The sequence below is a fragment of the Helicobacter labacensis genome, assembly GCF_003660285.1.
Taxonomy (GTDB): Bacteria; Campylobacterota; Campylobacteria; order Campylobacterales; family Helicobacteraceae; genus Helicobacter; species Helicobacter labacensis.
In genome coordinates, this window is record NZ_QXQQ01000003.1 from 1 (window position 1) to 23302 (window position 23302).

At 47.8% G+C, this 23302-nt stretch carries 18 protein-coding genes and 2 pseudogenes; 12 read left to right on the forward strand and 8 right to left on the reverse strand.

The window, feature by feature from the left end; all coding sequences use genetic code 11:
* From EAO33_RS01590 to pyrH, 6 genes and pseudogenes are all read right to left on the reverse strand, one after another.
* Positions 1–370: pseudogene (locus EAO33_RS01590) on the reverse strand (N-acetylmuramoyl-L-alanine amidase family protein); the annotation flags it as partial.
* A 4-nt stretch (positions 371–374) separates the two neighbouring features.
* Positions 375–1466: a nitronate monooxygenase gene (locus tag EAO33_RS01595; protein WP_120944353.1), complete on the reverse strand. Its 1092-nt coding sequence runs from the start codon at positions 1464–1466 to the stop codon at positions 375–377.
* An 11-nt stretch (positions 1467–1477) separates the two neighbouring features.
* Complete coding sequence (gene tyrS / locus EAO33_RS01600) at positions 1478–2686, reverse strand: tyrosine--tRNA ligase (RefSeq protein ID WP_120944355.1); 1209 nt, start codon at positions 2684–2686, stop codon at positions 1478–1480.
* A gap of 9 nt (positions 2687–2695) precedes the next feature.
* Complete coding sequence (locus tag EAO33_RS01605; protein ID WP_120944357.1) at positions 2696–5032, reverse strand: RelA/SpoT family protein; 2337 nt, start codon at positions 5030–5032, stop codon at positions 2696–2698.
* Positions 5007–5228: a DNA-directed RNA polymerase subunit omega gene (locus EAO33_RS01610; RefSeq protein ID WP_162982168.1), complete on the reverse strand. Its 222-nt coding sequence runs from the start codon at positions 5226–5228 to the stop codon at positions 5007–5009. The genes EAO33_RS01605 and EAO33_RS01610 overlap by 26 nt, the downstream gene beginning before the upstream one ends.
* Positions 5229–5246: 18 nt before the next feature.
* Positions 5247–5972 (reverse strand): UMP kinase, encoded by a 726-nt coding sequence (gene pyrH, locus EAO33_RS01615; RefSeq protein ID WP_120944361.1) that lies wholly within the window; start codon positions 5970–5972, stop codon positions 5247–5249.
* A 168-nt stretch (positions 5973–6140) separates the two neighbouring features.
* On the opposite strand from pyrH, the gene EAO33_RS01620 reads away from it, so the two are divergent.
* Entirely contained in the window at positions 6141–7784 is a 1644-nt protein-coding gene (locus EAO33_RS01620; RefSeq protein ID WP_120944363.1) for an alpha-keto acid decarboxylase family protein, read from the forward strand.
* On the opposite strand, the gene EAO33_RS01625 is transcribed toward EAO33_RS01620, so the two are convergent.
* Entirely contained in the window at positions 7781–9067 is a 1287-nt protein-coding gene (locus tag EAO33_RS01625; protein ID WP_120944365.1) for an adenosylmethionine--8-amino-7-oxononanoate transaminase, read from the reverse strand. The genes EAO33_RS01620 and EAO33_RS01625 overlap by 4 nt on opposite strands.
* A gap of 176 nt (positions 9068–9243) precedes the next feature.
* Here EAO33_RS01625 and EAO33_RS01630 point away from each other — a divergent pair, with 176 nt between their 5' ends.
* From EAO33_RS01630 to ftsZ, 3 genes are read left to right on the forward strand one after another with little or no spacing between them, the layout of a single operon-like run.
* Positions 9244–10635, forward strand: coding sequence for a peptidylprolyl isomerase (locus EAO33_RS01630; protein WP_235852982.1), 1392 nt, complete (start codon positions 9244–9246; stop codon positions 10633–10635).
* Between the two features lie 3 nt (positions 10636–10638).
* Positions 10639–12024 carry a cell division protein FtsA gene (gene ftsA / locus EAO33_RS01635; RefSeq protein WP_120944367.1) on the forward strand — a complete coding sequence of 462 codons (1386 nt, stop codon included), beginning with the start codon at positions 10639–10641 and terminating at the stop codon, positions 12022–12024.
* Between the two features lie 16 nt (positions 12025–12040).
* On the forward strand, positions 12041–13174 hold the full coding sequence (gene ftsZ, locus EAO33_RS01640; RefSeq protein ID WP_120944535.1) for a cell division protein FtsZ: 1134 nt from the start codon (positions 12041–12043) through the stop codon (positions 13172–13174).
* Here the strand turns inward: ftsZ and tgt are convergent.
* The gene (tgt, locus tag EAO33_RS01645) at positions 13171–14277 is read right to left on the reverse strand and encodes a tRNA guanosine(34) transglycosylase Tgt (RefSeq protein ID WP_120944369.1); all 1107 of its coding nucleotides are present in this window, start codon (positions 14275–14277) and stop codon (positions 13171–13173) included. The genes ftsZ and tgt overlap by 4 nt on opposite strands.
* A 49-nt stretch (positions 14278–14326) precedes the next feature.
* Between tgt and EAO33_RS01650 the strand changes: the two genes are divergently transcribed.
* The 8 genes and pseudogenes from EAO33_RS01650 (at position 14327) to bioV (ending at position 23292) form a co-directional block, all read left to right on the forward strand.
* The gene (locus EAO33_RS01650) at positions 14327–15745 is read left to right on the forward strand and encodes a COG3400 family protein (RefSeq protein WP_205589478.1); all 1419 of its coding nucleotides are present in this window, start codon (positions 14327–14329) and stop codon (positions 15743–15745) included.
* Positions 15742–16770, forward strand: coding sequence for a 3-dehydroquinate synthase (gene aroB / locus EAO33_RS01655; RefSeq protein WP_120944373.1), 1029 nt, complete (start codon positions 15742–15744; stop codon positions 16768–16770). The genes EAO33_RS01650 and aroB overlap by 4 nt, the downstream gene beginning before the upstream one ends.
* Positions 16761–18260 carry a mechanosensitive ion channel family protein gene (locus tag EAO33_RS01660; RefSeq protein WP_120944375.1) on the forward strand — a complete coding sequence of 500 codons (1500 nt, stop codon included), beginning with the start codon at positions 16761–16763 and terminating at the stop codon, positions 18258–18260. Before aroB ends, EAO33_RS01660 begins: the two co-directional genes overlap by 10 nt.
* Positions 18257–18505 (forward strand): hypothetical protein, encoded by a 249-nt coding sequence (locus tag EAO33_RS09335; RefSeq protein WP_235852984.1) that lies wholly within the window; start codon positions 18257–18259, stop codon positions 18503–18505. The genes EAO33_RS01660 and EAO33_RS09335 overlap by 4 nt, the downstream gene beginning before the upstream one ends.
* 241 nt (positions 18506–18746) lie before the next feature.
* Positions 18747–19865: pseudogene (locus EAO33_RS01665) on the forward strand (mechanosensitive ion channel family protein); the annotation flags it as partial.
* Complete coding sequence (gene mtaB, locus EAO33_RS01670) at positions 19843–21090, forward strand: tRNA (N(6)-L-threonylcarbamoyladenosine(37)-C(2))-methylthiotransferase MtaB (protein ID WP_120944377.1); 1248 nt, start codon at positions 19843–19845, stop codon at positions 21088–21090. The pseudogene EAO33_RS01665 and the gene mtaB, both read left to right, overlap by 23 nt.
* A complete protein-coding gene (locus tag EAO33_RS01675) occupies positions 21077–22735 on the forward strand; it encodes an AAA family ATPase (RefSeq protein WP_120944379.1) in 1659 nt (552 codons plus the stop codon). Before mtaB ends, EAO33_RS01675 begins: the two co-directional genes overlap by 14 nt.
* Complete coding sequence (bioV, locus tag EAO33_RS01680; RefSeq protein WP_120944381.1) at positions 22735–23292, forward strand: pimelyl-ACP methyl ester esterase BioV; 558 nt, start codon at positions 22735–22737, stop codon at positions 23290–23292. Before EAO33_RS01675 ends, bioV begins: the two co-directional genes overlap by 1 nt.
* Positions 23293–23302: the final 10 nt, after the last annotated feature.

Genomic DNA, 23302 nt, shown 5'->3' on the forward strand with positions numbered 1-23302 from the left:
GGCTGGGGGGTGTTGGGGGCTGGGGGGGTTTTGGTGGTGGTGGTATGATGATATAGAGGTGCTTGTCCGTGTGGTTGATCTTATAACTCCCCCCTGGATAGAGCACGACTATCTTAGCCAAGCCTGCTTTACTGCGTGCAATACTAATAGAAGTCTGGTTATCAAAATGGTAATGTTTGGGCGGGAGTTTGAAATGCGCCCTAATGTCTAGCACGCTCTCAAACTTGCCCACATGGGTTTGTTTGATATGGTGTTTGCCAAGGGGTTGATCAAAGCTCAAACGCACGCTACTTGTGCCAAAGGGCACAACCTGCGTGATACTCAAGGCATGCGCGTAAATCCCAATGAGCAGACAAATGACAAAGCGCACCCATTTAGCCCTTGATGAGTTCTTGCACCAGCTCGTGCACGCTTAAAATGCGCTCGATTCTATACCCATTAGCCCCGGTGAAATAAAGCCCCTCTTCTTTATTGCCTAGATAACTGCGCCCCAGCCCATCGGCGATACAATAACCCACTTTCTTGGCTTCTTCGCCACGGTTGCAGGGCGCGACACAATTACTCACACAGGCGATCTTAGGGGCATTGCCCTCTTTAATGCGTTTGAGCACCCCCGTATTGATCGCGCGCGCGGGGTAACCCACCGGGGATTTGATGAGCAAGATGTCCTCTTTTTGCAAAGAGGGTAAAATCTGCGCATACACCTTAGCATCGCATTCTTTGGTGCCTAGAAAGCGTGTTGCCATCTGCACCCCACTAGCCCCCAAAGAGAGCATGGTGTCTATGTCCTTGCGATCCCAAATCCCCCCAGCTGCAATAATGGGAATATTGCCCCATTCTTTGGAGGCTTCTACAATGCCCGGGACCAAGTTTTCTAGCTGGAACTCTTCTTTAAAGCAATCCTCATATTTAAAGCCCTGATGCCCCCCGCTCAAAGGTCCTTCTACGATGATCGCATCGGGCACGCGTTTATAGCGCGCGCTCCAGCGTTTGCAGATGATGTGTAAGGCTTTAATAGAGGAGATAATGGGCACCAGTGCCACATTGGGGAAATCTTTAGTGAATTCGGGCATGTTGGTGGGCAAGCCCGCTCCAGTGATGATCACATTCGCCCCTGCCTCACAGGCATCGCGCACCACCCGCCCGTATTCATTGATCGCATGCAAGATATTCGCGCCCAAAGGGTTAGAACCACAGATTTTACGGGCGTTTTTAAAGATTTCATTGAGGGCTTGTTTGGAGTAGAAATTCAAGGCTTCAAAGGGCTTTTTAGCGACCATCTTTTCTACAAAGCGCATATTCTTATAATAGCCCGTGCCTACCGCTGAGATCACGCCCAAAATGCCCTCTTTAGCGGCACTGCCGGCTAATTCATCCCAACTGATCCCCACCCCCATACCCCCTTGAAAAATAGGATATTTGAGGGTGTGTTTGCCAATTTTTAGGGGTTTGAGTGTGGAAACCATGCGCTATCCTTTTAGTGGATATGGACCAAGGCAAATTTTCTCTTCCCCACCTGCAGGACATAGGAGCCTTGGCTAAATTGGTAGCGATCATCTTTTAGCACCTCGTGATTGAGGCGCACCCCACCCCCTAAAATGTCCCTGCGCGCTTGTGAGCTAGAGGAACAGAGCTGACTCTCTTTGAGCACATTGCCAATCCACGCCCCATTTTCAAAATGCCACTCGGGCATCTGGCTTGGGGCTTGTTTTTGGCTAAAGATTTTGTCAAACTCAACCTTAGCGCTTTGGGCTTGTTGCTCAGAGTGCCAACGCGTGGTGATCTCTAGGGCTAATTCCTCCTTGATTGCTTTAGGGTGCGCTTTGCCCTCCTGCACGCTCTGCTGTAATTGGGCGATCTGCTCGGGGGTTTTGGTGCTCAAAAGCTCGTAATAACGCCACATCAAATCATCACTAATGCTCAAAAGCTTGGCATACATGCTAGTGGGCTCCTCAGTAATTGCGATGTAATTGCCCAAGCTCTTGCTCATCTTGTGCACGCCATCCAAACCCTCTAGCAAGGGCATGGTGAGCACGCTTTGTTCTTTGTTTAATCCGTAGGCGCGTTGTAAAAAGCGTCCCACTAAGAGATTAAACTTTTGATCATTGCCCCCCAATTCTAGATCGCACTCTAAAACAACCGAATCATAACCCTGCAACAGGGGGTAGAGAAACTCCACAATGCTAATGGGTTGGTTAGCGCGGTGGCGTTTTTCAAAATCATCGCGCTCTAGCATGCGCGCTACAGAGAATTTAGCACTCAGGGCTAACATCCCCGCACTCCCCAAAGCATTTAGCCATGTGGAATTAAAACACACCTCTGTCAAGGTGGGGTCTAGCACTTTAAACACTTGTTTAGCATAAGTCTTGGCGTTCTCTTGCACTGCCTCCTCGCTCAAGGGCTTTCTAGTTTCACTCTTGCCACTGGGATCGCCAATGCGTGCGGTGAAATCCCCGATGAGAAATTTAACAAGCCCGCCATGTTTTTGCAAGGTAGCAAGCTTTTCTAAGAGCACGGCATGCCCTAGGTGCAAATCTGGGGCTGTGGGGTCAAAACCTGCCTTGATGATAAAGCGTTTCCCGGTGTGATAAAAGCGTTCTACTAGGCTTTGCAATAAGTCTAAACCAATGCACTCCCCCATGCCCTTAGTGATCTGAGCCATCGCGTGTTGAATTTGTGCTTGCATGCTTGTCCTTTAGGCTTGGTAAGCGTCTTTAGCGCTTAAGAAACTCACCAATCTCTCTTGGTATCTCTGGGAGAGAATTTCTTTAAGCACGCTGGCTTCCCTAGCGTTGTATTCAATAGAAACTTCACAATGCGAAGAGAAATTATCCCCATGCGCTAAATAATTCACGCCCATGATCGTGCAGTCGTTTTTAGCCAAAAAGTCTAACAGACGCACTAACGCGCTTTTTTTATCCTCAAGATAAAAAATCCCCTTATAGATTTCTCTCTTGCGCTTACTCCACTGCACAAAGACCATGGGCAAACCCAAATCGATCTCTGCGCCCACTTCCTTGCATAGTTTATGGTGCACGACGATCTTGTGATCTTTATAGGTGGGCATGATCGCCACAATTTCATCGCCGTATTTAGGGTGGCAACAATCATCAAACAACACTTGTTTGACATGCACATAGGGGTTGGTGTAGATGATGAAATGCTCCAAATAACTCTTTTTCAAGCCGATGTGGGGATTGATGAGGTTGAGCATTTTATTAGTCAGGCGGAATTGCAAGAGATTCTTCATCAAAAACCCAAACTCATTGTATTGCACCTTTTTCTTTTGGTGTTTGGGGGTTTCTTTAACCTTCTCTTGGATTTCTTCAACTAATTTTTTTAAATTCCCGATGTTCTTGCTAGCTTCACTCAAAGAGGTCTCCACCCCATATTGCGCGAGTTTTTTCTCAAACAAGGGGTAATCTTTGGGTCCGATCTCTTGGGTGAAAATAGGACCTTCAAAAATGCAAGAAAGGATATTGATCATGCTCTTTGCGTCGATCTCTTTGATCTGGTTCTTGCGCTGTAATTTGAGGTGGTTTTTGGCGCGCGAAGTCTTGAGCTGGTCGATCCAAATGTAGCGTGGGATAGAGTGCTCGCCCTTGATAATTTTCACCACATCGCCACTTCTGAGTTCCTGATTGAGAGTAGCCTTTTGGTTATTCACAAAGGCTTTAGCAGCGCGATCGCCTAGATCGCTATGGATCATGTAGGCAAAGTCCAACACGATCGCCCCAGCGGGCAAAGTGTAGGTATCCCCATCGGGAGAAAAGACGGTGATGTCTTCGCGGTAGAGATCGTTTTGCACTAAGGCGTAAAATTCTTTGGGGTTGGACTTAGAATCATGACCTTGGTATTTAAAATTGTGCAACCATTTAAGCGCGTCCGGTTCTGCGCCTCCGGCCTTGTATTTCCAATGCGCTGAGTTGCCATATTCTGCGCCCATGTGCATCTCAAAGGTGCGCACCTGGATTTCATAAATGGAGGATTGATCAAAAATAGTCGTGTGGATAGTTTGGTAGCCATTCTCCTTAGGCAAGGCGACATAGTCTTTAAAGCGCGAAATAATGGGCTTGAAACGCAAATGCACGATGCCCAAAATTCTATAACAATCCAGCGGGTTTTTCACCAGCACCCGCACCGCCATCAAGTCTAATATCTCATCCTTGCTCACCGCGCCCTTGCGTTGCATTTTGAGATAAATAGAATAGGGGCGCTTGATGCGCGTGCTGATGGTAAAATCCCCTTCAGCAAACCCGGCTTTAAAAAATAACTTCTCTAATTTGGTCGCAAAACCATTGAGCTTGAGAGAGAGAGATTGTTGGTTTTCATTGAGGTAGGCTCGAATTTCTTGGTATTCTTGGGGGTAAATGTAATAAAAACTCTTGTCTTCTAATTCGTTCTTAATGGATGCCATCCCTAGACGGCTGGCAATGGGCGCATACACGGCTAAAGTTTCTTTGGAGATGCGGATTTGCTTCTCTCTAGGCAGGGCTTCTAGGGTTAAAATATTGTGTAGGCGATCGCTAATTTTCACCACCAAAGCACGCGGATCGTCAATCGCGCTCACTAAAATTTTTCTAAAAGTCAGGGCTGAGGCTAAAAGCCTAGAATCTTGGGCATCTTTAGGGAACTCCTCTTTTCTAATTTCGGTGATCTTGGTGAGCGCGTCTACCAAATGCGCCACATCGCCCCCAAATTCGCGTTCTACATACTCCACACTACAGGGGGTGTCTTCAACCACATCATGCAACAAAGCTGCGCACACCATCGCTTCATCGCCATCGCAAAAGCCTACAATAGCGGCGACACAAATGGGGTGGGTGATATAGGGACCACCACCCTTGCGTGTCTGACCTTCATGAAAGTGGTAAGCGACATCTAAGGCATGCGTGATCTTAGGGGTGATGCGGGTAACATTTTCTAAAATGCGCGTGGCCTCGCGCGGGCTACAAACTTCCTTGATCGCGCCTAGAATCTCCAGCAAATCCCCATAGACTTTTTTCTTAGTATCTTGGTTCAATGCATTCAAGACTGATCTTCCCTTGCGCAACCTCTAGGATCGCGATGTCGGTAAGCTTGTGGTGCTTGGTATCCAGCCCCACCAAAGGTTTAGCCCCAGCTCCCAGCTGTTTGACACGCGTAAAGATCAAATTGGAGAGCACATAGCGATCATTATCCACTTTGGCTAGGGCTTGGGCGACAATTTCCTCTGTTCTCAACGCCATATCCTTTAGAGTTTTCCTCTATTTTACCACAGAAAACACGCCTTGATTGTGTTTCACCACCTGTAATAGATTGTCTTTTTTAAACATGTTGCACACCACAATAGGGAGTTTGTTATCTTTGGCTAGGGAAATAGCCGTGTCATCCATCACTTCAATATTGCCAATGAGCGCGTCATTATAACTTATCGTATCGATTTTTTGCGCGTCTTCAAACTTGTTAGGGTCTTTATCGTAAATCCCATCGACTTTGGTCGCTTTGACAATCACATCCGCTCCAATTTCAATAGCGCGCAGAGTGGCGGCTGTGTCGGTGGTGAAAAAGGGGTTGCCCGTGCCCGCTCCAAAGACCACCACGCGCCCTTTTTCTAAATGGCGGATCGCCTTTCTGTAGATATAGGTTTCGCAAATTTCCTTGATCTCAATGGCACTTTGCACGCGCACTTCTAAGCCTAAATGCTCTAGTGCCTCTTGCATGGCGACTGCGTTGATCACTGTGGCTAACATGCCCATGTAATCTCCGCTGGTGCGCCGAATAACCCCCCCTTTAGCCGCGCTCACCCCGCGGATAATATTACCACCACCAATAACGATTCCCACTTCTATGCCGTGTTCGGCGAGCATTTTGATCTCTTTGGCGATGTAGCTCAACACCTGAATATCAATCCCAAAATGATTTTCCCCTGCCAACGCTTCCCCAGAAAATTTCACCAAGACACGCTTATTCTTATGCCCTTTATTCTGCATGCACTCCCTTACATCATAAAGCGCGCATTGTATAGTAAAAAGGCTTAAAGCGCCCCTGAAAGATACTCTTGTTTCTATACGCTACAAGGAGGCATAATTAAGGGAGTTACTTAGGGCGTTGTTGGGTTTATGAGATTAGAGTTACACAAACTTTACAAAAGGAAAGACATGCAAACTACTATCGGGCAATACCTCTTAGACAAGCTGAAAGACTATGGGGTGCAACACCTCTTTGGAGTCCCCGGAGATTATAATTTGTCCTTTTTGGATTTGGTTGAAGACGATCCGCACTTACAATGGGTGGGTAATTGTAATGAGCTCAATGCGGCTTATGCTGCTGATGGGTATGCGCGTTTAAAGCCTATGGGGGCATTGCTGACAACCTTTGGGGTGGGGGAACTCAGCGCGATCAACGGGGTAGCGGGCTCTTACGCCGAGAGCGTGCCTGTGGTGAAAATTGTGGGCATGCCCTCTAGGAGCATAGCTTATAAGCGCAAATTCGTGCACCACACCTTAGGCGATGGGGAGTTTTTGAAATTTTACAACATGTATAGAGAGGTGAGTGTCGCCCAAACCATCCTAGACAAACAAAACGCTCCCACAGAGATCGACCGGGTGCTAAGGGCATGCTTTTTGCATAAGAAGCCCGTTTACATCGGCATTCCTGCCGATGTCGTGCATAGCCCTATTGAAATCATTCTGTGCTCACCCATGCCCCCCAAAAGCGATCGCAAAATTTTGGGGGCTTTCATAGACGCTGTGCAAGGTGTGCTTAAGAAATCCAAGTCCCAAGCCGTGTTAGCCGATTATGAAGTCAATCGTTACCGCCTTAACCAAGAACTCAAAACCTTTATTGAAACCAGCCAATTACCCTTAGCCTCGCTGTCTATGGGCAAAGGGGTTTTTGATGAAACCCACCCCAATTTTGTAGGGGTGTATAGCGGGATTTTAAGCGACTCCAAAGTCAGCGCGTTGATCAAGCAGGCAGATTGCGTTTTGATGATCGGAGTCAAACTCACCGATTCACTGACCGCTGGCTTTAATTATGTCCGTAAACAAGGTCACCAGATGATAGAGATTCATCCTCTTTATAGCCAAATTGGGGAGAGAATTTACAATGACATATTGATGCAAGATGTGCTAAAAGCCCTAGCGGATTTAAAATTTACACGCCATGTTCTCAAAGACTCCATGCCTAAAACTCCCCGCCTTAGTGGCAAACTCACCCAAGACAAGTTTTTCAAGGTGATCCAAGCGTATTTACGCCCCGATGATGTGTTGATCGCCGAGCAGGGGACTTCTTTTTTTGGCGCGCTCTCCATGCCCTTACCTAGCGGGGTGAGTTTTATAGGTCAGCCCCTTTGGGGTTCCATTGGCTACACTCTAGGGGCTTTGCTGGGTAGCGCATTAGCTAATAGGAATCGGCGCAATATCCTTTTAATTGGCGATGGCTCTTTACAATTAGTTGCCCAAGAGCTCTCTACTATGCTAAGAGAGAATATTACGCCCATCATCATAGTGATTAATAATGATGGTTACACGGTGGAGCGTTGTATCCATGGTCCCCAGCGCCACTATAACGACATCAACATGTGGCATTACTCCAAATTGCCTAGCGTCTTTGATGTGAAGTTGTCTAGGGAGTGCTTGAGTTTTCAGGTTTCTAGCGTGCCTGAATTACAAAAAGCGCTCAATAGCGCTAGAGAAGAGCCCACTAAGCTGGCTTTGATCGAAGTCTTCATGGATAAACATGACGCGCCAGCTTTGCTCAAGAAACTAGGCGCGCTCTTTAGCGCACAAAACAATGCCTAGAGCAATTCTAAAACGATTTCTCTGAGCACGCGCGCGATATACTGGATTTGTGTCTCATTGATACAATAGGGGGGCATGCAATAGATGGTGTTGCCTAAAGGACGCAAGAGCACGCCCTTTTGCATGGCTTTAGCAAAGATAGCCAAACTCGCCCGCGTGCTGCCCCTATAGCCCTCCAACTCAAAGGCAAAGACCATGCCTAGCGCGCGCAAGTTAGCTACCCCCTTTAACCCCCCCAAAGACTCCTGCAAACACGCCTGCATGTGCGCGCTCAAAATGCGGTTGTGTTCTAAAACATTCTCTTGTTCTAACACATCTAAGGTAGCGTTAGCGCAGGCGCAGGCTAGAGCGTTGCCCGTGTAACTATGCGAATGCAGGAAGTTTTTATTTTGCGCGTAGGGGGCATAAAATTGCTTGTAAATGCGATTAGAAGTGAGCACCACGCTTAGGGGTAAATACCCCCCACTAATGCCCTTAGAAAGGCACAAAAAATCCGGCTTAACCCCACATTGTTGGTAAGCAAAGAGGGTCCCCGTGCGCCCAAAACCCACAGCAATTTCATCAAAGATCACATGCACCCCGCGCTCTTGGCACATCTGGCTAGCTTGGCGCACATATTCCGGGCTATAAAAGTGCATCCCTCCGGCGCATTGGATGAGGGGTTCTAAGATAAACGCGCTTAGAGTCTTGTGGTGCGTGTCTAATTGTGCCTCTAGCGCGCGCAAAGCTAGAAAGATGTGCGCATCGCTTTTGGGCACAGGAGTGCTTAGGTGCTCCAAAAATAAGGGTTTATAGGTGTCTTTATAAAGCCCTACATTGCTAATGGAAAGCGCGCCCAAGGTTTCGCCATGGTAACTATTGCTCAAGGAGAGAAACTTAGGTTTGTGCGCGCCCTGTAGCAAATGGCTATGGTAGCTCATTTTCAAGGCAACCTCTATGCATGACGAACCATTGTCCGCGTAAAAACATTTTTCAAAGGTGCTCAGTTGGCAAAGCCGTTCTGAAAGGCGGATAATTTGGGGGTGGGTAAAGCCAGCCAGCAAGACATGCTCTAGGGTGTCTGCTTGGGCTTTGAGTTGTTGGGTGATGTAGGGGTGGTTGTGCCCTAAAAGATTCACCCACCAACTGCTAATCGCATCGATATAGGCGTTGTTTTCAAAGTCATAGAGATAGATTCCTTGGGCGCGCGCAATGGGCACTAGGGGGAGCTGTTCGTGATCGTGCATTTGGCTACAGGGATGCCAAATGTAGCGCATATCCAAATCGTGGTAGCGGGCGTTCATCTAAAAATCTTTGTAGATCGTCATTTTGGCTAAAAACCAAAATCTTAAAGCAGATTTTAGTCAGCTTTGACTAAAATAGCCCTTTAGCAAATTATACGCGGGGCTTTCGTGATCACCTGGATGCAAAGCATAAGAAATACCTAGTTGTTACTATCTGGATCAGCACCATCGCCTTTGTGGCAGCGGGCATGATCGGCTGGGGGCAATACAGCTTTTCATCAGGGGGGGGGAGCGTGGCTAAGGTAGGGCAAGTGCTCATCACCCAAGAAGAGCTAGATATGGAGCATAAACGCTTGCTAGATGTCTACAGCCAAAGTATCCCTAGTTTTAAAGATTTAGACACCAAGCAAATCCAAGCGATGGGCTTAGAAAAGAGCGCGTTGCGCATGCTAGTTAACCAAGCCTTGTTAAAAAATCTTGCCCTAGATGTGGGCTTGGGCGTGAGCGATGCAGAGATCATTGCTGAGATTCAAAAAAGCAAGATGTTCCAAAAGGACGGGCATTTTGATGAAGCCCTGTATAAAAAACTCTTGCAAGAAAACCATTACCGCCCTAGTGCCTTTGAAGACAATGTCAAAAACGCCCTGCTTCTGCAAAAAATCTCCGCTCTTTTCCCCAAAGCCACCACGCCCCTAGAACAAAGTGCCTTTGCCTACCCCTTGCGCCTGCAGGATCGCGCTTTCATCAAAATCTTGCATGCCAAGGACGCGCCCATCAAGCTAGATGAGGACGCGCTCAAAACCTATTACCAAGCGCATAAGAGTGCTTATAAATTGCCCCCCAGCTACACTTTAGTGGCATTGCAAATAGAACCTAGCAAAACTCCCCCGGACAACAACGCCTTGCAAAAGCATTACCAAACCCATAGGAGTGCCTACATGGACGCAGATGGCAAGCTAGAAGATTTTAAGCATGCCAAACCCAAGGTGATTCATGATCTTTTACAAGCCCAAGCTAAAGAACGCGCTCTAGAGCAGTATTTGGCTCTTAAAAAAGGCAAGCTCACCCCAGCAGAACAGACCTTTAGCGCTTTGCCCTATAGCCAAGAGATTAACGCCCACATAGAAAAAATGCGCCCCGGGGAGGTGCTTAAGCCTTTAGAATACCAAGAGGGGTTTGTTGTGCTCAAATTAGTGAAAAAATCCAGTAACGCGCTCAAAGACTTCAAACAGGCGCGCCAAGCCGTGTTAGAGGAACTCACCAAAGAGAAACAACGCGCCTGGTTGCAACAAGAAGCGCGCAAAGAACTTAAAAATTTCAAGGGCGATGACATTGGCGCGATTTCGCCCGAATTTCAAGGCAGTATTCAAGAGTTAGACCCCAAGCAGGCTAAAGAACTCATCAATTACATTTTCAAACGCCCCGATGCCAAGGGTTTTCTTGTCCTAGAGGATAAAGCCGTGCTCTACCAAATTTACCAACAGGACTTCCAGCATGCCCTGCAAAATCAACCCTATTTAGAGGAAATGGCTAGTGATCTCAAAGCGCAGGACTTCGATCGCGCGTTGGTGGAGTTGCTAAGGAGCAAGTATCCGGTGGTGATCTATGCCAAGCGCTTGCAGGAGTAGGTCGTGAATCCCATCATTCTTGGTGTAGACATTGGGTCGAGCAAGATTTGCGCCATCATCGCCGAGCTCAAAGAGAGCGTGCCCCAAATCATTGGATCGAGCACGCAAAAATCTGAGGGGGTGCGCAAGGGGAGCATTAGCAATATCTCCCAAGCGGGCGAGATTGTCAAAAAAGCTATTGAGGATGCCAAGCGCATGGCTGGTTTGGACTTCATAGAAAAAGCGATCGTTTCTATCTCGGGGGCGTATACGCAAAGCGTGAATAGCTCAGGGATCATCAATGTGCCCAATAATGAGATCACGCTCAAAGAGATCAACCGCGCCTTAGACACCGCTTTGCACAACGCCTCTATCCCAGCCGGGCATGAGGTGATCCACATTCTGCCCTACCAATTCAAGCTGGACAACCAAGATAATATTGAAGATCCGATGGGGATGAGTGGATCGCGCCTAGAAGTCTTTACCCATATTGTTACTGTGCAACACAGCAGTTTAGAAAACTTGCGCCGTGTGATCCAAATTGCTGGAGTCAAGATTGAAAACATCGTTTTAGGAGCTTATGCGGCTTCTATTGCAGTCTTAAGCGAAGATGAGCGGGCTTTGGGGGTGGCTTGTATTGACATTGGAGGGAGCACTTGCAATATCATGGTTTATGAGGGCAATTCCATGCGCTTTAATGGCTATGTGCCCGTAGGATCAGAGCACATTAGAGATGACTTGGCTATTGGCTTGCACACCCCTTTGGGGGCGGCTGAATATGTCAAGCGCGAATATGGTAACTTGCTGGCTGAAGAGAGCGATCAAGAGATTGAAGTGCCCGCTGTGGGGGCAGAGAACAAAAAGAATCGCTTCCCTTTAAAATTCGTGCACGAGATCATCAATACCCGCGTGTTAGAGGTGTTTAACTTGCTCAATAACGCGCTCATTAGTAGCAAGCTTAAGGATAGCTTGGGGCGAGGGGTGGTTCTCACTGGAGGAATGACCCACATGCAGGGCATAGCCCATGTGGCCGGGGCGATCTTTGGGAACATGCCCGTAAGGATCGCTAAACCTATGGAAATTAGCGGGTTGTTTGAAGAGCTCAAAGACCCCACCTACGCGGTGGCGATCGGCTTGATTCTCTATGGGGCCGGGGGGCATACCAATTATGAAAAGGATTCCGAAAAGACGATCCGCTATAAGGAGAGTCGGCATAACGCCCAGCCTAATTTCTCTTACGCCCCAGAGCGCAATTACATCGAAACGGATTTAACCAATCTCAAGCACAGCAGTGAACCCCTTAAAGAGGGCGCAAAAGAGCGGAAAAAAGATATAATATACCCCTATAACACACCTAAGGAAGCGGGCTTTTTAGAACGAATCAAAGAGTGGGGATCGAAGTTATTTTAAAGGATCATGGGTGGCGATATTGAACGAGACGGGCGTAGAAGTAGAAGAAATCTATGAAACCAATGGGGCCAGGATTGTGGTGATCGGGGTGGGGGGTGGAGGATCTAATATGATCGCCCATTTGATTGCCACGGGCACTTATAAGGACATCACGCTCGTTGTGGCTAACACGGACGGGCAGGCTCTCAAGTCTTCTAATGCCAAGAATAAAATCCGCTTGGGAGAAAAGATCACGGGGGGTAGGGGGGCTGGCATGAAGCCAGAAATTGGCAAGCAAGCCGCTCAAGAATGCGTAGAAGTGATTAAGGAGATGGTTGCAGGGGCGGACATCGTCTTCATTTCGGCTGGCTTGGGCGGGGGGACGGGCACGGGAGCAGCCCCTGTGATCGCCCAAATCGCTAAGGACGCGGGGGCATTGACCATTTCTGTGGTTACAAAACCCTTTGATTTTGAGGGGCGTAAGCGCGCCAAGATCGCCGAAGAGGGCTTGCAAGAGCTCAAAGCTGTGAGCGATTCGATCGTAGTGATCCCCAATGAAAAGCTGATCGGTTATGTTGGCAAAGACATGGGTATGAAGGATAGTTTTAAGGAAGTGGATAATGTGCTAGCTAAGGCGGTAAATGGCATTTCTGGAATAATCATCAATTATGGCGAGAACGATATTAATGTGGATTTTGCAGATTTGAAAACTGTGATGCAACACCGCGGGTTGGCTTTAATGGGGATTGGAGAAGCCACGGGAGTCAACGCAGCCACAGTGGCACTAGAAAACGCCATCGCTTCGCCCTTGTTTGACAATGTCTCTATCAATGGCGCAATGGGAGTGCTCATCAATTTTGAATGCCATCCTGATTACCCCCTTTTAGAGATCACCACCTCAGTGAGCATGGTCGAATCCATGGCCGATGAAGACGCGGATATTATCTTTGGCAAATGCACCTCCACTAACGCCCCCAGCGATCATGTCAGGGTTACCATCGTGGCGACCGGTTTTGAAAAACCCGCTCCCCCCAAAGAAGAGGGCAATCTAGAACCCTCCTTTAGCCTCTCTAAAAGCGCGCTGGAGAATATTAAATTAGTGAGCAGTGGGGAAACTTATCAAGGTATTGATTTAGATAAACCTGCTTTCTTACGCAACCAAAAGGACTAGCCCAACCCCTCTAGCATGCGGGTTTTGTAACGCGCGTAGCGGTGTTGCAAAATAGCCTCTCGAGCCCCGCGCACCAATTCTAGGTAGAAATGCAGATTATGCCAACTCGCCAAGCGGAAATAGCTCAACTCTCTAGCCCTAAAGAGGTGGTGTAAATACGCTTTAGAATAGTGCGCGCAGGTGTGGCAGGCGCAACTAGCGTCCAAGGGCGTATCGCTGTCCTTATAGCGTGCGTTTTTGATACTAATCTTGCCCTGCATGGTAAAAAGTGTGCCATTTCTAGCGTTGCGTGTGGGCATGACGCAATCAAACATATCCACGCCCAAATCGATGGCTTCTAGTAAATCTTGGGGTGTGCCCACTCCCATTAAGTAGCGGGGTTTATGGGTGGGCAAAAGAGGAATGGTGTGTGCGATGGTGTCATACATGGCTTGCGTGCTCTCGCCCACAGCCAGCCCGCCAATGGCAAGCCCGTCAAAATCTAGCGCGCTTAATTCCTGTGCGCTTTGGGCGCGTAGGGCTAGATGTGTACCTCCCTGCACAATCGCAAAGATGTAATTAGTGGGGTGGGCGTGTTGGCGGTGGTGCTCTAGGCTGGTTTGCGCCCAAGCTGTGGTTTTTTGCACCGCTTGTAATAAGCGATCGTAAGAAGCGGGCAAACCCACCAGATCGTCTAGCACCATGCAAATATCGCTATTGAGCGCGTATTGGATGTCCAAGACTTTAGCGGGGGTGAAAAGGTGCGCGCTCCCATCAATATGGGATTTAAACACGATCCCCTCAGGGTGCTCTTTGGTGTTGTGGCGCAAAGAGAACGCTTGGAATCCTCCGCTATCGCTCAAGAAATTCCCCTCAAACCCACTAAAGCCATGCAAGCCTCCCAACTTGGCGATGCGCTCAGAGGTGGGGCGCAAATAGAGGTGGTAGGTGTTGGCTAAAATAATGGGGGCTTGCAAAGCGTGTAAATCCTGCGTATCTAGGCTTTTGACACTGCCTTGTGTGCCTACGGGCATAAAAATGGGGGTTTGCACGCGCCCATGGGCTAAATGGAGGGTGAGCGCGCGCGCGCGCCCATCTTGTGCGTCCAAGCAAAGATGTAGCATGTGCCTTAACTTTTTTTGCTATATAATAGCCAAAAACACTAGGAAGTGCTTGAAACGAGTCGCGTTGATTTTAGAGGGTGCTGTGGCTAAAAAATTTTTAGAAACACTAGCCAGCAAGTATTTTAGCAACAATTTCTATTTGGTTATCACAAAGGACGCTTCTTTTCTGCCTAGCACTCTGCCTAGCACCTTTGAGGCGCATGTTTTTGATCCCACCTCTGCTTACAGACTCCACGCCGTTTTGGACGCGAAGATCAGCGATGTATTTGTCATGTTGGACAACCCTCAAGAGCAACACGCCATCTATGAGATCATCAGGCAGCGCAATAAAGATGTGCGCCTATTGGTGAACTTGCCCCGCGCGGACATGTGGGGGGGAATCAAAGACGACAGGTTAGTCATCATAGATAATACCCAGATTCTGGCTAATAAATGCATCGCCAAGATTCCCAATGTGCCAAGTGTCCCCCAAGGCTTTGGGCTAGAACAAGGGGAGGTGATGGAGATTGGCGTGCCCTATGGGAGTGTCTTTGCTTACCGCCACATCGGGGCGTTGCGCCAAAAAGATTATAAAATCGTGGGGATTTACCGCAAAAACAAATTCTTTTTAAGCCACCCTTCTACGATCATTCTGCCTAGAGATCAGCTCCTAGTGGCGGGCAACCCAGAGGTGCTTAACAATGTCTATTTACAAGTCAAAAGCAATGTGGGGCAATTCCCCGCCCCCTTTGGGCGCGATATTTATCTCTACATAGACATGCGCTTACAAAGCCCCCAAGCCCTAAATCGCGATCTCAAACAAGCCCTATTTCTACATGAAAATCTCAAGAGCTTGGCGTTGTATGTGTGTGTGCTCAACCCTAAAGTCGGGATGATCGAATCGATTCGTGCCATAGAAAAGCCAGACATCCATGTGGTGTTAGATTTCAGTGGCGCGCCCTTCATGGAAAAACTCTACACAGATAGCCAAAAGAAAATCGGTCTAGTGGTGGTGGGTCCAGAACTCTTCATGCACCAAGAGAATAGGAAAGCGCTTTTTGGGATCACTACACCCATTTTTAAAACCAATACCAAAGGTTTAGAAGGCATTAAAAAAGGCATGGTGGTGCTCAATGAGAGCATGCAACAAAGCGAGGACATCTCTTCGGTGATGTTTGATATTTGCGCGCAAATGGGTTTAGACATGCTATTATACGACTTTGATCCGGACAAGCGTTACAAGGTGGAAGTCATTGACAATTACAAACACCTCTCTCACATTTACAGCCGTAAAATCAAGATCATCCGCACATCTATGAAAAACCCTATCTTATTTTTGAGAAAATTAGAGGCATCGATTATGCAATTCCTACCTTTTGAATCTTGTATCACCCAGAGTCAGTTATTTTGGATGCTCTCTACTAAGGTAGAAAAGATCGCCTTTTTAAGCAATACCCATCCCCAGATTTTTATCCCGGTGGTAGAATGATGCATTTGTCTATCCAAACCCAACAGGGAGTGTATCGCGTGAGTGTGGGCGCACTGCCTCCCCTGAGCATACCCGGTAAGGTGTTAGTGGTAAGCGATAGTGAGGTAGCAAAATTACACTTGGAGGGGTTTTTGAAAAATTTACAGGCTGAGGCAGTGCTAACACACCTAGTGCCTATAGGGGAGGCTTTTAAAAATTGGCAGAGCCTAGAGGGGATTTTAGAGAGCGCTTTTAGCGCGCATTTAAGCCGCTCAGATTGCATGATCGCCCTAGGGGGCGGAGTGGTGAGCGATATGGTGGGTTTTGCCAGCGCGATCTACAAACGGGGCATAGATTTTTACAATGTCCCCACTACACTGTTAGCCCAAGTGGACGCGAGCGTGGGAGGCAAAACGGGGATCAATAACGCGCATGGCAAAAACCTCATCGGGGCGTTTCACCCTCCAAAAGCGGTCTACATCGATCCAAATTTTTTAAAGACTTTGCCACAGCGCGAGTTTAGGGCGGGCGTAGCAGAGATGCTCAAAAAGGCGATCTGTTTGGACGCGCCTTATTTTGAGTGGCTACACACCCACCCCATAGAGGCGCACTTAGAAGAAGCGATCTTTAAAAGTGTGCAAATCAAGGCTAGGGTGGTGCAAGCTGATGAGAAAGAAACAGGTTTGCGTATGGGGCTCAACTACGGGCACACCTTTGCCCATGCCATTGAAAAAGAGGGGGATTATGTGGAGTTATTGCATGGAGAGGCGGTAGCAGTGGGCATGCAGATGGCAAACGCGCTAGCCCTCGAGCTAGGCTTGCTAGATTCAAAAAGCCATGCGCGCATCCAAGCCTTGTTGCGCGCCTATAATTTGGATTTGTCTTATACAATCAAGGACATGGAGAGTTTCTATGCCACCATGCAACAAGACAAGAAAAACCGCCACGGGGTGCGCTTTGTGTTGCCCAAGGGAATCGGGGCGTTTGCCATGCTAGATAATTTGGATAAAGCATTAGTATGCGGGGTGCTTAAGGCATGGGCTTAAGAGTTTTGATCGCGCTATGCGCGCTATGTGTGGGTTTGGGCGCGCAGGATAAAGCCAGTCTGCAAGCCCAGTTGGATCGCCTAGATAAACAGCTAGAACCCAATGCATGGGTGCAAAAGTTTAAAAATTTTGAGCGTTATGGCAAGCTCTCTTCGCAAATCCAAAGTATCCAGCACCAGCTCAAGGCTTTGCACGACAAGGGCGAACACGGCTTAGACATGAGCGCGTTAGAACACAGCCTGCAAACCCTCCAGCACCAACAAAAGCTCCTAGAAGCCTATAAAAGCCACCCTTTTAAAGAATTGGTAGAAAAACCCCCTATTGCGAATGTCCCCTCCATCACCAACCCCTTTGCTATCATCGGGGGTCTCTCTTTTATGAAGGGTTTGCAAGCGCATTACCAAAGTATGCAAGCCAATTTAGAGAGTTTAAAACACACCTTGCGCCTGATCCAAGAAAAGCTCACCCTCTTAGAACAGCTCAACGCCCAAGCTCCAGACCCCAAACTCGCCCCACAAATCTACCACGAACAAGTTAAAATCATAGAGTTCCAAAGCGCGCAAAATCTCTTGAGCGCAAGTATGGAGAGTTACGCTAAGGACATGGACGCGGTGCGCCTAAGTATCAAATCCCAAATTAAAGACCAGCTGTTTAAATTACTTTGGGTGGTGCTAACCGCGTTAAGCAGTGTGCTATTGGCGTGGTCGCTCAAACGCTTGAGCCATAAGTACTTGGTGGGCGATGAGAGAGCTTACACCATTAATAAAGCCATTAATTTTATCAACGCCAATGTGATCGTGCTCATCTTCCTATTTGCCTATTTAGAAAATGTGTCTTATCTCATCACCTTTTTGGGCTTTGCTAGTGCCGGGTTTGCTATTGCCATGCGCGATGTGTTCATGAGCGCGCTAGGGTGGTTGGCTATTGTGTTAAAGGGAAGCGTGCATGTGGGCGATCGCGTCAAAATCTCCAAAGATGGCAACACCTATGTGGGCGATGTGCTAGACATTTCCATGCTCAATATCACCATTTTAGAGGATGTAACCCTCACCACCTACACCAAGAATAACGGGCGTGCCGGGCGCATCATCTTCGTGCCCAATAACTACATCTTCACGGGTTTGTTTTCCAACTACACCCACTTAGGTCTAAACACGGTGTGGGATAGCCTAGACTTCTTATTGCCATTTGGTTCAGATTACGCGCGCGCTATAGAAATTGCCCTAGAGATCGCCACCGCGCACGCTAGAGTGCATAGCGAGGCAACTCGCCTGCAATTAGCCAAGATGCGCACCAAATACGCTCTACGCACCTTAGATTCTAGCCCTAAAGTGGCTTTGATGCCCGAAAAAGAGGGCTTGCGTCTGTATGTTTCTTACTTAGTGAGCGCGTATGACACTCTAGGATTGCGCTCCCAAATCGCTCTAGAGATCACCCAAGCCTTCGAACGCGCTGAGAGTATTCTTATCAACCCTAAGCCGGCTTCATGAAAAAATGGTGGGCATGTCTGTTATTAGGGGGGGTGCTATTGGGGTCCCAAGATTCTAGTATGCCCGGTCAAGATGGGCGCGCGCAATTACTTGCTGAGTTAACCAACCTAGAAAAACACCTAGACAATGGCAATAATATTTGGTTAAAGAAATTCAACAATGTGGAGAGTTACGATCAAATCTACACCGAAATCCAAAGTATCCAAACCCAACTCAAAGCCCTCAAACACAAAAAAAAGCAATAATGCCCTGCAAATTAGCACACTAAATCACACCTTGCAAGCCCTCAAGCACCAAGAAGAACTCTTGGAGCAATACAAACTCAACCCCTTTAAAGAATTGGTAGAGAAGCCCCAAATTGGCAATATCCCCACCATTAGTAACCCCGTGGCGATCATTGGTGGGATTTCCTTTGTGAAAAACATCAAGGGACAATACGCCACCATGAAGCGCAACCAAAAGCTGTTGATGGAAGCTCTAGGTTTTTTGGAACAGGAAGTGAGTCTTCTCACCCGCTTACAGGCTTTGCAAGATGATAGCAACACGGCTAAGAAACTCTACCAAGAACAAATCAAAAAGATCGAATTGCAAGGGGCGCAAAAACTCCTAAAAACTAGCATGGACTTGTATGCCAAAGACATCGAAGAGGTGGACGCTAATGTCCAAACCCAGATCAAAGCCCAGCTCTTCAAGCTCTTGTATGTGGTGTTGATCGCCTTAGTGAGCATCATCTTAGCATGGATTTTGAAAGTCATTAGCCATAAGTATGTGCAAAGCAATGAGCGCGCCTACACTATTAACAAGGCGATCAACTTCATCAATGCTAATGTGATTTTGCTGATTTTTCTATTTGCCTATTTGGAAAATGTGTCCTATTTAGTGACCGTGCTAGGCTTTGCTAGCGCGGGGCTAGCCATCGCGATGCGCGATTTGTTTATGAGCTTACTAGGTTGGTTGACGATCATGGTGGGGGGGAATGTGCATGTGGGCGATCGCGTCAAGGTTTCTAAAGAGGGCAATACCTATGTGGGCGATGTGTTAGACATCTCCATGCTCTATATCACTATCTTTGAGGATGTAACGCCCCTAGCCTACAAAGAGAACCATTGCCGTGCGGGGCGCATTGTCTTTGTGCCTAATAACTACATCTTCACGAGTCTCTTTGCCAATTACAGCCATTTTGGCATGAAGAGTGTTTGGGATGGGGTGGTGTTCCACCTCACCTTTGACTCCAATTACAAAAAAGCCATGGAGATCGCTTTTAACACCGCCAACACCCATGCCAAGCAGTATACCGAGATGACCTATAAACAGCTCAGTAAAATGCGCACCAAGTATTCTCTGCGCAACACCAGTGTGAGCCCTAGGGTGTTCATGGCGTTAGAAAAGGACGGGATTCAAATTAGCGTGTGGTACCAAACCAACTCTTATGCTACACTCGCGCTCAAGTCTAAGATTTCTAGCGATATTATAGAAGCGCTCTTACAAGAACCCGACATTTTTGTGGCTTATAACACGACCAAGCTTGTGCGCGATGTGGGCGATGGGTTTGGGAATAAAGATTACGATCTTAGGAAGAAACATGAAACAGAAAATATACTTTAAAACCTTTGGTTGCCGCACTAATCTCTTTGACACCCAGGTGATGTTAGCGCACTTGAGAGATTTTGAACACACCCAAGCAGAGGATCAAGCCGATATTGTGGTGCTTAACTCTTGCACGGTAACCAATGATGCCGATTACAGCGCGCGCGCCTACGCCAAAAAGATGAGTGCCTTGGGTAAGAAAGTCTATTTTACCGGGTGTGGGGCAGGCACGCAGGGTTTAAAACTCTTTGAAGAGGGACACGCCTTTGGGGTTTTTGGGCACGATGCCAAAGAGCAGATTAATACCCTATTGCACGCCAAAGAAGGGTTTTTTCACGCCGATAACCTAGCACATGTGGATTCTAGCATCGTGCCTCTCTTTGTGGGCAAAACCCGCGCGTTTGTCAAAATCCAAGAAGGCTGTGATTTCAAATGTAGTTATTGCGTGATCCCCCTAGTGCGGGGTAAATCCCGCTCTTTACCCGAGAGTCAGATTTTAGAGCAATGCCAAGTGTTAGCCCAAAGCGGGGTCTTAGAGATCGTGCTCACAGGGACCAATGTGGGGAGTTATGGCAAGGAAACCCGTAGCAATATCGCGCGCCTGATCAAACAGATCGCGCGCATCGAGGGGATCAAACGCGTGCGCATTGGCAGTCTTGAACCTAGCCAAATTGATGAAGAGTTTTTAGAACTGCTCGATCACCCCATTTTAGAGCGCCATTTACACATCGCCTTGCAACACAGTCATGACACCATGTTAAAGCGCATGCGGCGGCGTAACCGGGTAGCTAGCGATGCCAAGCTTTTAGAAAAGATCGCGCTTAAAGGCTTTGCCCTGGGGACAGATTTTATTGTGGGACATCCTTATGAAAGTGAAACCCTTTGGCAAGAGGCGTTACAAAATTTTAAAACTTTGCCTCTAACCCACCTACACCCCTTTATTTACAGCGCGCGCGCGGGCACACTCTCAGCCACCATGCCAGAGCGCGTGCGGGGCGATGTGGCTAAGGCGCGCTTGAGACTACTTAGCGCATGGGTGCAAGAAAATAACCATGCGTTTCGCGCGCGCGCCCAACACACCCCTTTAGAAGTGTTGGTAGAAAGCTATAAAGAGGGGCTCTACCATGGGCGTGATCAGTATTTCAACCCCATAGCCATTAGCGCGCCGCGTGATTTGCGCGCCCAGTGGGTGCGCTTAGAAAATTACCAAGTGCAAAAAGAAAGAACCTATGCGGCGCTTTAATAAAAAAGTCCTATTTGGGGGCTTGGGGGTGTTATTGGGGGCGATTGTGGTGGTGTTTTTGTTCTTCAGGGATCAAGTCAAGTTGGTGAGTATCAAGGATTTTAACGCTCTCTTGCACTCCGATAAAATCCAAAGCATCCAGATGGATGAAAATTACATCTACTTAAAAGTGGACTTCAAGACTTACAAGACCGCACGGGTGGGCTGGAAAGATTCTTTGCAATTCCCTAGCAATATCCCCATTGAGATTCTCAAGGAGGAAAACACGACTCAACAACTCTTGGACATGGTGATCATCTTCTTTTTTCTCATCGTGTTGGCTTTGCTCTTGCGCTTTGCTTGGAGCAAGAAGAATCTCCCCCTGCCTAGTGCTTATGACAACGCGCTCAAACTCCAAAGCACGGGCTTGCCCTCCCTGCACGCCACCTTGCCTAGCGTGCGCTTTGAAGATGTGGCTGGCACTAAGGAAGTCAAAGAAGAACTGTATGAAATTGTGGATTATCTCAAAAACCCCAAGAAATACCAAGCTTTGAAGATCAAACTGCCTAAGGGTGTGCTCTTAGTGGGACCTCCGGGAGTGGGCAAAACCATGATCGCCAAGGCTTTGGCGTGCGAGGCTAAAGTGCCTTTTTTTTACCACAGTGGGAGCGCGTTTGTGCAAATTTATGTGGGTGTGGGGGCTAAGAGGGTGCGCGAACTCTTTGCTAAGGCAAAGGCGTTTAGCCCCTCGATTGTTTTCATTGATGAAATTGATGCGGTGGGCAAAGCGCGCGGACACCAACGCAACGATGAGAGAGAAGCCACGCTTAACCAACTCTTAACCGAAATGGATGGCTTTGAGGAGAGCTCACAGGTGATTGTGATTGGGGCGACTAATAAAATCGATGTGATCGATGAGGCACTGCTACGCAGTGGGCGTTTTGATCGGCGCATTTTCATCTCTCTGCCAGACTTGCAAGAGCGCGTGCAGATTCTAGATTCGTACCTCAAAGACAAGCAACATGATTTGGATTGTAAAGAGGTGGCTAAAATCTGTGTGGGCTTTAGCGGGGCGATGTTAGCGTCTTTAGTCAATGAGAGCGCGCTCAATGCTCTAAGGCGCAACGCGCAGGTGATCACCATGAGAGACATTTTAGAAGTTAAGGACAAGATCGCCTTTGGCAAGAAAAAGCATGTCGCTCTGAGTGAACAAGAGAAGAATCTCTACGCCCTCTACCAAAGCGCAAAGGCGATTAGCGCGTATTGGCTGGAAGTAGAGTTTGACAAAGTCTTATTGGTGGGGGATTTTCTGGTGGCTAGCGATCAAAAGGTGCGCAGCCAGAGCGAGATGAATAATAGCATTAAGGTGTATTTAAGCGGGATGATCATCTTGGAACTCTTTTTTCAAGAACACTACACCTTGGCTAAAGAGGATCTCAAACACGCCTTTGAAATCGCCAAGCGCATGTGTGAGGAGTATGGCATGGGGCATAAATTCATCGGGGATCGTGCGGACATGGAAGCCTTGCTGGGCGCGCTGTATAAAGAACAAAAGGAATTTTTAAGCAATTCTAAAATGCAGGTGCAGGCGATGGCTAAGGTGCTCTTAGAAAAAGAGAGACTCTCTAAAACCCAGTTGCAAGAAATCTTGCGCTCCTTTGTGTGATGGTGGGGCGTTATTTTAGTGGTTTTGGTTTTCAAGATGAGGCTTGGCTATTTGCGTGGCTATTAGAACAAGGCACTCTGTATGATGTAGCAGGTTTTAGCTATGGGGCTATTTGCGCGCTAGAATTTGCCTACAATCAAGTCAGGCAGGGCAAGCGCGTGCAACGCCTAATGTTGATCGCTCCTTGCATGCTCGCGCACAAAAGCCAAGCCTTTAAGAACTTACAACTCAAAGCCTACCAACAAAATCCGCGCACCTACATGCAAGCTTTCTTTGAGAAAATCGGCTGGAATGCGTTACTCCAACAAGATCCCAGTCTAGCGCGTTACACACATTTAGGTAGCCTGCAAGATTTGCAAACCTTGCTCAATTACCACTATGCTCCTAAAAAGCTAGAGTTTTTACGCGCTAAGGGGGTGCACTTAAAAGTCTTTATCGGGCTAGAAGATGCGATCATGGATGCCCAACGCGTGCGCGTCTTTTTTAAAGATCACGCCTGCGTGTGGAGCTTTAAGGAGGCTAACCATTTGCTCCGCAAATGTCAACAGAAGGGCTAGAATCACAGAG

Excerpts from the sequence above, each read along its gene's own strand:
- EAO33_RS01595 (WP_120944353.1), bottom strand. The coding sequence starts at position 1,466 with ATGGTTTCCACACTCAAACCCCTAAAAATTGGCAAACACACCCTCAAA.
- tyrS (WP_120944355.1), bottom strand. The coding sequence starts at position 2,686 with ATGCAAGCACAAATTCAACACGCGATGGCTCAGATCACTAAGGGCATG.
- EAO33_RS01610 (WP_162982168.1), bottom strand. The coding sequence starts at position 5,228 with ATGGCGTTGAGAACAGAGGAAATTGTCGCCCAAGCCCTAGCCAAAGTG.
- pyrH (WP_120944361.1), bottom strand. The coding sequence starts at position 5,972 with ATGCAGAATAAAGGGCATAAGAATAAGCGTGTCTTGGTGAAATTTTCT.
- EAO33_RS01620 (WP_120944363.1), top strand. The coding sequence starts at position 6,141 with ATGCAAACTACTATCGGGCAATACCTCTTAGACAAGCTGAAAGACTAT.
- EAO33_RS01625 (WP_120944365.1), bottom strand. The coding sequence starts at position 9,067 with ATGAACGCCCGCTACCACGATTTGGATATGCGCTACATTTGGCATCCC.
- tgt (WP_120944369.1), bottom strand. The coding sequence starts at position 14,277 with ATGCTACATCTTTGCTTGGACGCACAAGATGGGCGCGCGCGCGCGCTC.
- aroB (WP_120944373.1), top strand. The coding sequence starts at position 15,742 with ATGATGCATTTGTCTATCCAAACCCAACAGGGAGTGTATCGCGTGAGT.
- EAO33_RS01660 (WP_120944375.1), top strand. The coding sequence starts at position 16,761 with ATGGGCTTAAGAGTTTTGATCGCGCTATGCGCGCTATGTGTGGGTTTG.
- EAO33_RS09335 (WP_235852984.1), top strand. The coding sequence starts at position 18,257 with ATGAAAAAATGGTGGGCATGTCTGTTATTAGGGGGGGTGCTATTGGGG.
- mtaB (WP_120944377.1), top strand. The coding sequence starts at position 19,843 with ATGAAACAGAAAATATACTTTAAAACCTTTGGTTGCCGCACTAATCTC.
- EAO33_RS01675 (WP_120944379.1), top strand. The coding sequence starts at position 21,077 with ATGCGGCGCTTTAATAAAAAAGTCCTATTTGGGGGCTTGGGGGTGTTA.
- bioV (WP_120944381.1), top strand. The coding sequence starts at position 22,735 with ATGGTGGGGCGTTATTTTAGTGGTTTTGGTTTTCAAGATGAGGCTTGG.